This is a genomic window from Streptomyces sp. NPDC021225 (genome assembly GCF_044332865.1).
Classification (GTDB): Bacteria; Actinomycetota; Actinomycetes; order Streptomycetales; family Streptomycetaceae; genus Streptomyces.
In genome coordinates this window covers 167,044-178,663 of sequence record NZ_JBIRPV010000014.1, presented here as the reverse complement: position 1 = coordinate 178,663, position 11,620 = coordinate 167,044, and the positions used below count along the sequence as shown (strand labels likewise).

10 protein-coding genes are annotated in these 11,620 nt (G+C 72.0%); 3 read left to right on the top strand and 7 right to left on the bottom strand.

The window, feature by feature from the left end; all coding sequences use genetic code 11:
• Positions 1 to 93: 93 nt before the first annotated feature.
• The 4 genes from hpt to dacB all read right to left on the bottom strand — a co-directional run bounded on the left by hpt (position 94) and on the right by dacB (position 4,887).
• Complete coding sequence (hpt, locus tag ACH4S9_RS39905) at positions 94 to 633, bottom strand: hypoxanthine phosphoribosyltransferase (protein WP_398376673.1); 540 nt, start codon at positions 631 to 633, stop codon at positions 94 to 96.
• Between the two features lie 60 nt (positions 634 to 693).
• Positions 694 to 1,848: a tRNA lysidine(34) synthetase TilS gene (tilS, locus tag ACH4S9_RS39900; protein WP_398376629.1), complete on the bottom strand. Its 1,155-nt coding sequence runs from the start codon at positions 1,846 to 1,848 to the stop codon at positions 694 to 696.
• A gap of 276 nt (positions 1,849 to 2,124) precedes the next feature.
• The gene (locus ACH4S9_RS39895) at positions 2,125 to 3,258 is read right to left on the bottom strand and encodes a zinc-dependent metalloprotease (protein WP_311727140.1); all 1,134 of its coding nucleotides are present in this window, start codon (positions 3,256 to 3,258) and stop codon (positions 2,125 to 2,127) included.
• A gap of 48 nt (positions 3,259 to 3,306) precedes the next feature.
• Positions 3,307 to 4,887, bottom strand: a complete 1,581-nt coding sequence (gene dacB / locus ACH4S9_RS39890) for a D-alanyl-D-alanine carboxypeptidase/D-alanyl-D-alanine-endopeptidase (RefSeq protein ID WP_398376628.1) — start codon at positions 4,885 to 4,887, stop codon at positions 3,307 to 3,309.
• Between the two features lie 86 nt (positions 4,888 to 4,973).
• On the opposite strand from dacB, the gene ACH4S9_RS39885 reads away from it, so the two are divergent.
• Positions 4,974 to 5,468 carry an inorganic diphosphatase gene (locus ACH4S9_RS39885; protein WP_014178498.1) on the top strand — a complete coding sequence of 165 codons (495 nt, stop codon included), beginning with the start codon at positions 4,974 to 4,976 and terminating at the stop codon, positions 5,466 to 5,468.
• 155 nt (positions 5,469 to 5,623) lie between these two features.
• Here the strand turns inward: ACH4S9_RS39885 and ACH4S9_RS39880 are convergent, their stop codons facing one another.
• From ACH4S9_RS39880 to ACH4S9_RS39870, 3 genes are all read right to left on the bottom strand, one after another.
• Complete coding sequence (locus tag ACH4S9_RS39880) at positions 5,624 to 7,330, bottom strand: threonine/serine exporter family protein (protein ID WP_361186768.1); 1,707 nt, start codon at positions 7,328 to 7,330, stop codon at positions 5,624 to 5,626.
• A 144-nt stretch (positions 7,331 to 7,474) separates the two neighbouring features.
• Positions 7,475 to 8,242, bottom strand: a complete 768-nt coding sequence (locus ACH4S9_RS39875) for a VTT domain-containing protein (RefSeq protein WP_311727138.1) — start codon at positions 8,240 to 8,242, stop codon at positions 7,475 to 7,477.
• A 172-nt stretch (positions 8,243 to 8,414) separates the two neighbouring features.
• A complete protein-coding gene (locus ACH4S9_RS39870) occupies positions 8,415 to 9,173 on the bottom strand; it encodes a MerR family transcriptional regulator (RefSeq protein WP_398376626.1) in 759 nt (252 codons plus the stop codon).
• A 119-nt stretch (positions 9,174 to 9,292) separates the two neighbouring features.
• Between ACH4S9_RS39870 and leuE the strand changes: the two genes are divergently transcribed.
• Both leuE and ACH4S9_RS39860 read left to right on the top strand, forming a co-directional pair.
• The gene (gene leuE, locus ACH4S9_RS39865; protein WP_398376624.1) at positions 9,293 to 9,976 is read left to right on the top strand and encodes a leucine efflux protein LeuE; all 684 of its coding nucleotides are present in this window, start codon (positions 9,293 to 9,295) and stop codon (positions 9,974 to 9,976) included.
• A gap of 143 nt (positions 9,977 to 10,119) precedes the next feature.
• Positions 10,120 to 11,547, top strand: coding sequence for a glutamate decarboxylase (locus tag ACH4S9_RS39860; protein WP_311727134.1), 1,428 nt, complete (start codon positions 10,120 to 10,122; stop codon positions 11,545 to 11,547).
• Positions 11,548 to 11,620 lie beyond the last annotated feature (73 nt).

The following is an 11,620-nucleotide window of genomic DNA, read 5'->3' as shown; positions in this document are numbered from 1 at the left end:
TCACCCGACGCCGCCGTGGACTGTTAACAAATCCGCCTTCCCCTGCTCCAACGGCGGGAAACCGCGCCAGGTTCCCAGAGGCCCCGGAAGGGGTCATCCGCCGTAGACGTGCGGGGCGAGCGTGCCGACGAAGGGCAGGTTGCGGTACTTCTCGGCGTAGTCCAGGCCATAGCCGACGACGAACTCGTTGGGGATGTCGAATCCGACCCATTTCACATCGATGGCGACCTTGGCCGCCTCCGGCTTGCGCAGCAGCGTGCACACGTTCAGTGAGGCGGGCTCGCGCGAGCCCAGGTTCGACAGCAGCCAGGACAGCGTCAGACCGGAGTCGATGATGTCCTCGACGATCAGGACGTGCTTGCCCTTGATGTCGGTGTCCAGGTCCTTGAGGATGCGGACCACGCCGGAGGACTGGGTGCCCGCGCCGTACGAGGACACGGCCATCCAGTCCATGGTGACCGGGGTGGACAGGGCGCGTGCCAGGTCCGCCATCACCATCACCGCGCCCTTGAGGACTCCGATGATGAGCAGGTCCTTATCCGCGTATTCCGCGTCGATCTTCGCGGCCAGTTCGGCCAGCTTCGCGTTGATCTCTTCCTCGGTGATGAGGACCGACTTCAGGTCGGTGCCCATGTCCTTGTCGTCCACCCGCGCCACTCTCGTTAGGGTTACCGGCTTCACTGGCTGGGCGCGTCAGCCCTGCCGGATGACCAGTCTGCCACCCTCCCGGCGGACCTCCACGCGGCCGGGGAGGTTGAGGGCCCGCTGACCGCGCCAACCGGTGATCAGGCGGTCCACCTCTTCGATGTGGCGGGCGAAGAGCGAACCGGCGGGGGCGCCCGCGGCGATCGCGGCGCGGCGCAGCACCCGGCGGCGGACGGCGGGGGGCAGCGCGTGCAGCCCGACGGCGTCGAGCTCGACGGCGTCCGGCTCGGCGGCATCGGGGCGCGCGGCATCGGGGCGGGCGGCAGCGGGCTGTGCGACACCGGGCTGAGCGGGGCCGGGGCGGGCGGCCTCGGCCCGTACGGCGGCCCGCACATCGGTGCGCACCTCCGCCTCCGCCCGGGCCGCCCAGGCGTCGAGGGCGTCGGCGTCGTCGCGCGAGAGCTGGGCGGTGCGGGCGAGCGCCTCGACGACGCCCTTGCCGAGGGCCTTCTCCAGGACGGGCAGCGCCTCATGGCGGACCCGGGAGCGGGTGTAGGCCGGGTCCACGTTGTGCGGGTCGTCCCATACGGGCAGCGACTGGGCCAGGCACGCCCGGCGCGCGGTCTGCCGGTCGAGCCGCAGGAAGGGGCGGCGGTAGCGGCCGCCGGCGCCGGAGACCTGGGCCATGCCGGACAGCGAGCGGATGCCGGAGCCGCGGGCCAGCCCCAGCAGGACCGTCTCGGCCTGGTCGTCGCGGGTGTGGCCGAGCAGCACGGCGACCGCGCCGTGGCGCTCGGCGGCGGCGTCGAGGGCGGCGTAGCGCGCGTCACGGGCGGCGGCCTCGGGGCCGCCTTCCCGGCCGACGGACACGGCGACGGACTCGACCGGCTCCAGGCCGAGCAGGCGCAGCCGCTCGGCGACCTCGGCGGCGCGCACATCGGAGCCGGTCTGGAGGCCGTGGTCGACGGTGACCCCTCCGGCGCGCACCCCGAGCTTGGGGGCTTCGAAGGCGAGGGCGGAGGCGAGCGCCATGGAGTCGGCGCCGCCGGAGCAGGCGACGAGCACCAGTGGCACGGCGCCGGCGGCGAAGGCCGGGGCGGGGGCGGGCTGCGAGGTCGGCGAGGTCGGGAAGTCGACGAGTACGTCGTGGAGGACGCGGCGGACCGCCAGGCGTATCGCGGCGACCGCTGGATGGGGACCCATGTCCGTTTCCCATCTGTCGTTCGAGGGGGTGCCTCGGGGCCGTTACGAGGATGTCGTCACGCTGAGTACGTCGATGGTGACAGAAGCGAGCTGTTCCCCGAGCATCGCACGCCTACCCGTCGCTCACGGTCCCTCGGACGAGTGATTTCGGATGAGTGATCAAGCGAATGATCAAAGGGTGCGTTCGCCCGTCGCCGCGGGTGCTCCGTCCCCTTTTCCCATCACCTTCCCGTTTCTTTCACGGGCCGTTCTTTCCCGCACCGTCCCGGCGCGGGACTACAGCTCCGTTCTGCGGTGCACGCGCGCGACCCAGTCCTCGGGTTTGCTGATCTCCGCCTTGGTCGGAAGGGTGTTCGGGGAGGTCCAGACGCGGTTGAAGCCGTCCATCCCGACCTGGTCCACGACGGCCCGCACGAACCGCTCCCCGTCCCGGTACTGCCGCAGCTTGGCGTCGAGCCCCAGCAGCTTGCGCAGCGCCTGGTCCAGTCGGCCCGCGCCGCTGGCCCGGCGCTTCTGGAACTTCTCGCGGATCTCCGCGACGGACGGCACGACCTCGGGCCCCACGCCGTCCATCACATAGTCCGCGTGCCCCTCCAGCAGCGACATCACGGCGGTCAGCCGGGCGAGGATCTCCCGCTGGGCCGGGGTCTGCACCAGCTCGATGATGCTGGGCGTGCTGCCGTCCCGGTCGCCGTCCGCCTCCGGCCGGCCGCCGCCCAGCGACTGGACCGCCTCGCGGAACCGCTCCAGGAGGGTGGCCGGGTCCACCTCGGTCTCGCCGAGGAAGGCCTGGATCTCGGACTCGATGTGGTCCCGCAGCCAGGGCACCGCGGTGAACTGCGTGCGGTGCGTCTCCTCGTGCAGACACACCCACAGCCGGAAGTCGTGCGGGGCCACGTCCAGCTCACGCTCGACATGCACCACGTTGGGCGCCACCAGCAGCAGCCGCCCGCCGCCCGAGGAGGCGGGCAGGTCGCGGCTCGGCGGCGCGAAGGTCTCGTACTGGCCGAGCACCCGGGAGGCCAGGAAGGACAACAGCATCCCCAGCTCGACCCCGGTCACCTTGCCGCCGACCGCGCCGAGCACGGCCCCGCCCGGCAGCCCCCCGCGCCGCTCCTGCACCTTGCCCAGCAGCGGCTTGAGCACCTCGCGGAAGCCCGCCACATTGGCCTTGATCCAGCCCGCCCGGTCCACGACGAGAACCGGGGTGTCCGAGCCCGGTCCGCCCGCCGGGGCCATCCGGGTGAACGCCCGGACGTGCTCCTCCGACGACTTGGCGTACCGGCGCAACTCCGCGACCACGGCGCGCGCCTCGTCGCGGCTCACGTCGGGGCCCGGCCGCACCAGCCGGGTCGCGGTCGCGACCGCGAGGTTCCAGTCGACCATCTCCGCACCACCGATGCTCGTCATGGCTTCACGGTACGTGGCGCGCGGTCCATCCGGGAGGCGACGAGGGCATCAGCGGCAGCCGCAGTTCGCGAGTGCGGACGCCATGCGGTCCAGCGCGCGCTGTGCCCCCTGGGGGTCGGTGGTTCCGTTCGTCATGAACGCGAAGACCAGAAGGCGGCCGTCCGCGTCGACGACGGCGCCCGCGAGCGTGTTGACGCCCGTCAGGGTCCCGGTCTTCGCGCGGACCACGCCCCGGCCCACCGCGTCCTGTGCGTAGCGGCCGCGCAGCGTGCCGGTGAAGCCGGCCACGGGCAGGCCGGTGAGGACCGGGCGCAGCTCGGGGTGGTCGGGGTCGGCGGCGCGCACCAGGACCTGGGCGAGCAGGGCCGCTGACACGTGGTCGGCGCGGTCCAGGCCGCTGCCGTCGGCGATCCGGGCGCCGGACAGCGGCAGCCGGAGCTTGTTCAGCCGGGCCATGACGGCCCGCCCCGCGCCGTCGAAGCTGGCGGGTTCACCGGCGGCGACGGCGGTCTGCCGGGCGAGGGCCTCGGCGATGTCGTTGTCGCTGTTGGTCAGCGCCCGCTCGACCAGGGCGGACAGCGGCTGGGAGCGTACGGTCGCGAGCGGCCGCACCCCCTTCCCGTCCTTCCCGTCCTTCGCGGCCTTGACGGACCTCGGCTCGCCCTTCACGGCGATCCCGCGGTCGCGCAGCATCGTGGCGAACTCCTCCGCCGCGTCGGCGGCGGGGTCGTGGGAGCGGGGGGCCGGGCCGTGGTCGCTGTCGTCCAGGCGGCCCTCGTCGACCATGAGCGGGGTGACCGGCGAGATGTTCTCGTTGGGGCCGATCGGATGCAGGACGGGCCCGGAGTAGAGGGACGTGTCGTAGCCGAGCCGGACGCTGTCAGTGCCGCTCTTCTTGAGCGCGGATGCCGTCTTGTCGGCCAGCTTGCGCAGGCTGGCCGGGGCGTCGGGGCCCTTGGCGGGGCGGGCGGTGAGGGTGGGGTCGCCGCCGCCGACCAGCACGATGCGGTCCTTGTCCTTGCCCTTCCCACCGCCCTCGGGGACGACGACGGTGGTCTTGATGCGGTGGTCGGGCCCGAGGGCGGAGAGCGCCGCGATGCCGGTCGCCAGCTTGATGATCGAGGCGGGCACGGCCTTGGCGTCCGCCCGCGCCCCGTACACCTGCCGCCCGGTCGCCGCGTCCACGACGGACACCGAACCCGTACGGCCCAGCGCGCCGGCGGCGCCGTTTTCGTCCAAGAGCGGCTCCAGCGCGTCGGCCAGGCCCGCCTGGGTGGGCGCCGGGACCGCGTCGTCGCCGCTGTCCGGGGAGGGCGCGACGGCGGCCGTGCCCAGGGGGGCCAGCACCGGCGCGGCGCCGGGCGCCGACCGCGCGTCGTCGCCGCCGTGACGCTCGCCACCTGTGCCCGGACTCCCGGCGGCGCGGGCCCGCTCGGCCTTACGCTGCCCGTTGTCCCACGGCCCGGCCGCGAGCACCGAAGCGACCGCCACCACCAGGCCGACAAAGGCGGAGACAGCCGACAGTCGCCACGTACGCCGCTGCTCCACCGTGGCGCTCCGCCACCGGCCCGTGGCGTTCTGCCACTGGCTCTGCCACCACCTGACCTGCCACGATCTGGCTTCAGGCACGTCGGACCAGCCCCTTTCGCCACCACACACCTGCGTGGGGGACACTTAATCACCAGACGTATGTGTTGATCATGGAGGAGCCACCCGTGGAGTTCGACGTCACCATCGAGATCCCGAAGGGTTCGCGCAACAAGTACGAGGTGGACCACGAGACGGGGCGCATTCGTCTCGACCGTCGACTCTTCACTTCGACCAGCTACCCGGCTGATTACGGCTTTGTGGAGAACACCCTCGGCGAGGACGGCGACCCGCTGGACGCGCTGGTCATTCTGGACGAGCCGACCTTCCCCGGCTGTCTGATCAAGTGCCGTGCGATCGGCATGTTCCGGATGACGGACGAGGCGGGCGGCGACGACAAGCTGCTGTGCGTGCCCGCGTCGGACCCGCGTGTCGAGCACCTGCGTGACATTCACCACGTTTCGGAGTTCGACCGCCTGGAGATCCAGCATTTCTTCGAGGTCTACAAGGACCTTGAGCCGGGCAAGTCGGTGGAGGGGGCCAACTGGGTGGGCCGCGCCGAGGCCGAGGCCGAGGTCGAGGCCTCCGTCAAGCGCCTGGAGGCGGCGGGCGGCGCGCACTGAGCGTGCTCGTGACCGCGCTTTGATGAGCTGAGCTTTGACGGAGGGCGGGCCGGGTTTTCCGGCCCGCCCTTTGTGCTGTCCTGTGCTGTGTGGGGGCCTGTGTGTGTGGGCTTGTGGGGGCTTGTGGGGGGGCTTGTGGGGGGCTTGTGGGGGCCTCAGAAGCCGCGGGTGCGCTTGGCGGCGCGGCGGCCCGCGGGCTCGGTCTCGGGCCGCGGGGCCTTCAGGAACAGGCGCGCGGCCTCGTTGCCCAGGTTCACCCCGATGGCGATGGCCAGGGCCAGCGCCGCCGCCTGGGTCAGATGGGCGATGCCCCGGTCCAGATTGCCCTGGGCGAGCGCGAGCAGGCCGAAGTACGTGGCGCTACCGGGCAGCAGCGGCCCGATGGCGGCCGTGACGTACGGCAGCGCGGACGCGTAGCGGTAGCGGGACAGCAGCTGGCCGAAGAGGCCGACCAGCCCGGCCGCGACGGTCGTGGCGGCCACCGCCGGGACGTTCGCGGTGTTGTGCAGCGCCCCGTACACGACCCAGGCCACCCCGCCGTTGAGGGTCGCGAACAGCACGGTGTGACGTTCCTGCTGGAGCAGGATGGAGAAGGTCAGCGCGAGCAGCATCGCCGCGACGATCTGCGTCACCGGCCGGTCGACCTGCCGCAGCGCCGCCTCTGGGTTGAGCTTCGCGTTCAGCTGGAGCCCCCCGTAGAGCACGGTCAGCACGCCGCACACGATCCCGACGATCAGATAGCCGACCTCCAGGAGCCGGGCCGCGGCGGTGATGTAATAGCCGGTCAGCCCGTCCTGGACGCCCGCCACCAGCGCCCGCCCCGGGATCAGCGCGAACAGCCCGCCGGTGATCACCGCGGAGGCCTGGAGCCCCACCCCGGCCAGGCTGAGCGCGACGCCCATCGCGGCGGGCGGCATCGCCGCGGCCACGAACTGGTAGAACTCCGGCAGCCCGCGCCCCGAGGCCAGCCAGGCCAGCCGGTCGCCGAGCATCGCCCCGACCGCCGCCGCGAAGAAGACCGGCCAGTCGCCGCCGACCAGCATGCTCGCCGCGCCGGCCAGCGCGCCGCCCGCCACGGTGAGCGCCCACCCGGGGTAGGGGTGGCGGTTGCGGCGTATCTCGGCGAGGCGGCGGTAGGCCTCCTCCAGGGTGAAGTCCTCGCCGGAGGTGATGTCGTCGACCAGGCGGAAGACGGCGGACAGCCGGGTGTAGTCGGTGCCCCGGCGGCGTACGGTCCGGCTGGCGGTGACCGGGTCGTCGACGAGCGAGGGCTGGTAGCTGACCGAGAGCAGGGTGAAGGTGACGGTCGGCTCGCAGCGGTCGAGCCCGTACGCGTGCGCCACGCCGAACATCGCCGCCTCGACGTCCTCGGCCCCCTCGCCACCCGCGAGCAGCAGCTCGCCGATGCGCAGGATCAGGTCCAGCACGCGCGGCACCGCGGGCCCCGCCTCGTCCTGCCGCTCCTGGCGCTCGGGGGCCGGGCGCTCGCTGAGCGGCATGCGCAGCATGGTGCGCATGCGGTCCTGCCAGGGGCCTTCCTTGGCGAGCTGGACGACGGGGATGCCGCCCGGCGGGGTGAACGCCGGGAGGTTCGCGCCCTGGCCGCCCTGCGGGCCCGTCCTGACCCCGGCGGGCGGTACGAAGGCCGAGCCCTCGGAGTCGGTGGCGGGTTCGGCGGTCAGCCCCTCGGGGACGGCGAACTCGGAGGTGGGGTGGTCGTCCTCGGGCGGGGGCGGCAGCGGCACCCCGAGCGGCGGGGTGAAGGCGCTGTGCGCCTCGTCCGACTGCGGCTTGCGGCTTCCCGCCGCCTCCGCTTCCGGCACGCTCGCACCGCGCTGCCCGCGCTGTCGTTCGGACCCCACGTCTCCTCGCTCCTCACCCGCCTCTGTGCCAGATGTACCCCGGCCACCATGCACCATGGCGGCCACCGTGCCCATTGTGCGGGTCGGTGGCCGCCATCCGAAGGTGGGGGCTGTGGGAGCTGTGGGGGCTGGAGCCGCTGGGCGTCAGCGCTTGGCGTGACGGCCGCGCGGCATCGGGCCCGAGGGCTGCTGCGCCTGGTAGCGCGCCTCGGGGCCCGCGTCCGGCGCGCCCGGACCCGCCACGGGGCCCTGGGCGCCCGCGGGCTCCGCCGGGCCGGAGGCGGCCTCCTTCTTGGCCTTGCCGCGGGCGCGGAGGAACTCGATGATGATCGGGATCACCGACAGCAGCACGATGGCGATCAGCATCATCTCGATGTGCTCGTGGACGAAGGCGACCTTGCCCAGCGCGGCCCCGAGCACGGTGACTCCCACGCCCCACGCGACGCCGCCGATGATGTTGAAGATGATGAAGGAGCGGTAGTTCATCCGGCTCACGCCCGCGATGATCGGCGTGAACGTGCGCACGATGGGCACGAAGCGGGCCAGGATCAGCGACTTGGGCCCGTGCTTCTCGAAGAACTCATGGGCCTTCTCCACGTTCTCCTGCTTGAAGAGCTTGGAGTCCGGGCGGCGGAAGAGCGAGGGGCCGACCTTCCGGCCGAAGAGATAGCCGACCTGGTCACCGATGATCGCCGCGGCGGCGACACCGACGCAGACCACCCACAGATCCTGCTTGATCACATCCGTGGTGACCAGCAGACCCGTGGTGAACAGCAGCGAGTCGCCCGGCAGGAAGAAGCCGATGAGCAGGCCGGACTCCGCGAATACGATCGCCAGGACGCCGAGCAGGCCGAAGGTTTCGATGAGGTAGTCGGGGTCCAGCCAGCTGGGGCCGAGCGCGAGAGTGGTCACGGGTGACAGGCTCCTGGGTCGAGGGGTGCAGGCTCGTGCGAGGCCCGGCCGCAGGGTTGGGGCGGACAGGTGGGGTCTTCACAGTGTGCCGCCCAAAGTTATCAACGCCATGTGCGTGCCCTCGGTTCCCGCTGTCCGTACGCCCGGGGCGACCCGGGCGTACGGCCGCGGCCTAGCCGTGACGGGCGGCGTTCGCCGCGATGGCCGCGCGCAGGTGCTCGGCCGCCCCGGGCCGGACCGAGTCGTAGAACTCCCGGAACCGCTCGTCGGCCACATACATCTCGCCGAGCCCCAGGTGGGCCTCGAAGGTGCACTCGTAGAACCACGTGGAGATATGGCGCCGGTGCTCCTCCGCCATGTCCATCGCCCGCTCGCCGGAGGCCGGCTCCCCCTCCTCCATGAGGGCGGCGAACCGGGCGGTCCAGTCGGCGACCTCGGCCTGCATCCGCTGCCAGTCCTCCTTGGTGTACTCGGCGGCGCGCCGCTGGCTCTCGGCGTAGGCCTCGGTGCCGCCCCAGCGCCGCTCGGCCTCCTCCGCGTACTGTTCGGGGTCCTTGCCCCCGAAGACCTCGAACTTCTCCTCGGGCGTGAGGTTGATGCCCATCTTCCGTGCCTCCATGGCGTGTTCGACGGCGGCGGCCATCTTCCGGAGCCTTTCGATCCGCTCGGTCAGCACGGCGTGCTGACGCCGCAGATGCTGCTGCGGGTCGGTGTCCGGGTCGTCCAGCAGGACCGCCACCTCGTCGAGCGGGAAGCCGAGCTCCCGGTAGAACAGGATTTGCTGCAACCGGTCGAGGTCGGCGTCGTCGTAGCGCCGGTGCCCGGCCCGGCTGCGGACGCTCGGGCGCAGCAGCCCGATCTCGTCGTAGTGGTGCAGGGTGCGCACCGTGACCCCGGCGAAACCCGCCACCTGTCCCACGGAGTAGCTCATGGCCGTCCGCTCCTTCCTGGTACGCGCTCCACGGTGTGCCCTCACGTCGCGTGAGGTGCAAGTCCGGATCCCGGAAACCCGCTGGGATGCTTCCGGGGGCGGCTGGCATCCTGCCTGCTGTGCTGGGAATAACAGATCTTTCGACGTATCTGGCGGGTCTCGCCCTGATCATCCTGCTGCCGGGGCCGAACTCGCTCTATGTGGTCTCCGTCGCCGCCCGCAGCGGCACGCGGACCGGCTACCGGGCCGCGCTGGGCGTGGTGTGCGGGGACACGGTACTGATGGTGCTGTCGGCGGGCGGGGTGGCCTCGCTGCTCCAGGCGAGCCCGACGCTCTTCGCCGTGGTGAAGTACACGGGAGCGGGCTATCTGAGCTGGCTGGCGCTGGGCATGCTGCGCGGGGCGTGGCGGCTGTGGCGCGACCGGGGCTCGCGCGGGGCCGGCGGCTCCGCCGGCCCGGCGGCCGCGCCAGGGGCCGCGGATGACGGGGCGCGGGCAGTGGAGCGGCCGTACCGCAAGGCGCTGGTGATCAGCCTGCTGAACCCGAAGGCGATTCTGTTCTTCATCTCCTTCTTCGTTCAGTTCGTGGACCCGGAGTACGCCCACCCGGAGCTGTCCTTCCTGGTGCTGGGCGCCTGGGGACAGCTGTTCAGCCTCACGTATCTGTCGGTGCTGATCTTCAGTGGCGCGCATCTGGCGGCGGCCTTCCGGCGGCGGAAGCGGCTGACCGCCGGGCTGTCGGCGGCGGCGGGCGCGGCGTTCCTGGGGTTCGCGGTGAAGCTGTCGCTGAGCAGCGCGGGGTAGCGCGGGGTAGCGAAACGAAGGGCGGCGAGGGGCTACGGCGGCGGGAGGGGTGCGGCGCGGGAACGGGTCATCAGCCGCATTCGCCCGTATTGTCGCGAAGGTCAGCCGACGGCTCTCATGACCGAGGGGAGAGTGCGCGGCCCATGGCACTCCACAAGGGCAGGCACGACACGCGGTACGAGAGCGGGCAGCGACGGCCCGCTGTCGCGGTCAACCCCTTCTACGGGGCGGCCGACCCGGTCGGCGGCATGGTCGACGAGGTGCCGCGCAACCGGCTGCCCGACGGCCCCATGCCCCCCGCCACCGCCTACAAGCTGGTGCACGACGAGCTGATGCTGGACGTCAACGCCCGGCTCAACCTCGCCACCTTCGTCACGACCTGGATGGAGCCACAGGCCGACCAGGTGCTGTTCGAGTGCCGCGACAAGAACATGATCGACAAGGATGAGTACCCGCGCACCGCCGAGCTGGAGCGGCGCTGCGTCGCGATGCTGGCCCATCTGTGGCACGCCCCCGACCCGGACTCCGTCATCGGCTGTTCCACCACCGGTTCGAGCGAGGCGTGCATGCTCGCCGGGCTGGCCCTCAAGCGCCGCTGGACCAAACGCAACCCGGTGCGCTATCCGGCGGTGGCCCGGCCCAACCTGGTCATGGGGATCAATGTCCAGGTGTGCTGGGAGAAGTTCTGCAACTTCTGGGAAGTCGAGATGCGCCAAGTGCCCATGGAGGGCGACCGGTTCCACCTCGACCCCCAGGCGGCCGCGGACCTGTGCGACGAGAACACCATCGGCGTCGTCACCGTCCTCGGGTCCACGTTCGACGGCTCGTACGAACCCGTCGCGGAGGTCTGCGCGGCGCTGGACGATCTGCGGGGGCGCACCGGGCTGGACATCCCGGTCCATGTGGACGGCGCCTCGGGCGCGATGGTGGCCCCCTTCCTCGACCCGGACCTGGAATGGGACTTCCGGCTGCCCAGGGTCGCCTCCATCAACACCTCAGGACACAAGTACGGCCTGGTCTACCCCGGCGTGGGATGGGCGCTGTGGCGCACCATGGAGGACCTCCCCGAGGAGCTGGTCTTCCGGGTCAACTACCTGGGCGGCGAGATGCCGACGTTCGGGCTGACCTTCTCCCGGCCCGGCTCCCAGGTGGCCGCCCAGTACTACACGTTTCTGCGGCTGGGGCGGGACGGCTACCGCGCGGTGCAGCAGACCACGCGGGAGGTGGCCTGCTCGCTCGCGGAGCGGATCGAGGCGCTGGGCGACTTCCGGCTGCTGACACGCGGGGACGAGCTGCCGGTCTTCGCCTTCACCACGGCCGAGGGCGTGGAGAACTTCGATGTGTTCGACGTGTCGCGGCGGCTGCGCGAGCACAACTGGCTGGTGCCCGCCTACACCTTCCCGCCGAACCGGCAGGACCTGGCCGTGCTGCGGATGGTGTGCCGCAACGGCTTCTCGATGGACCTCTCGGACCTCTTCCTGGACGACCTGCGGACGCTGCTGCCCGAACTGCGGCGCCAGCCGCGGCCCCTGGGCCGCCCCGAGACCGTGGCCACCGCCTTCCACCACTGAGCGGCGCGGCCGTTCAGGCGAGAGCGGCCGTACGTCCGAGAGCAGCCGCCGTCAGGCCGTACGTCCGAGAGCA

Bases quoted from the DNA above. Each gene is read 5' to 3' on its own strand.
- ACH4S9_RS39860 (WP_311727134.1), top strand. From the start codon at position 10,120: ATGGCACTCCACAAGGGCAGGCACGACACGCGGTACGAGAGCGGGCAG.
- ACH4S9_RS39895 (WP_311727140.1), bottom strand. From the start codon at position 3,258: ATGACGAGCATCGGTGGTGCGGAGATGGTCGACTGGAACCTCGCGGTC.
- ACH4S9_RS39870 (WP_398376626.1), bottom strand. From the start codon at position 9,173: ATGAGCTACTCCGTGGGACAGGTGGCGGGTTTCGCCGGGGTCACGGTG.
- hpt (WP_398376673.1), bottom strand. From the start codon at position 633: ATGGGCACCGACCTGAAGTCGGTCCTCATCACCGAGGAAGAGATCAAC.
- tilS (WP_398376629.1), bottom strand. From the start codon at position 1,848: ATGGGTCCCCATCCAGCGGTCGCCGCGATACGCCTGGCGGTCCGCCGC.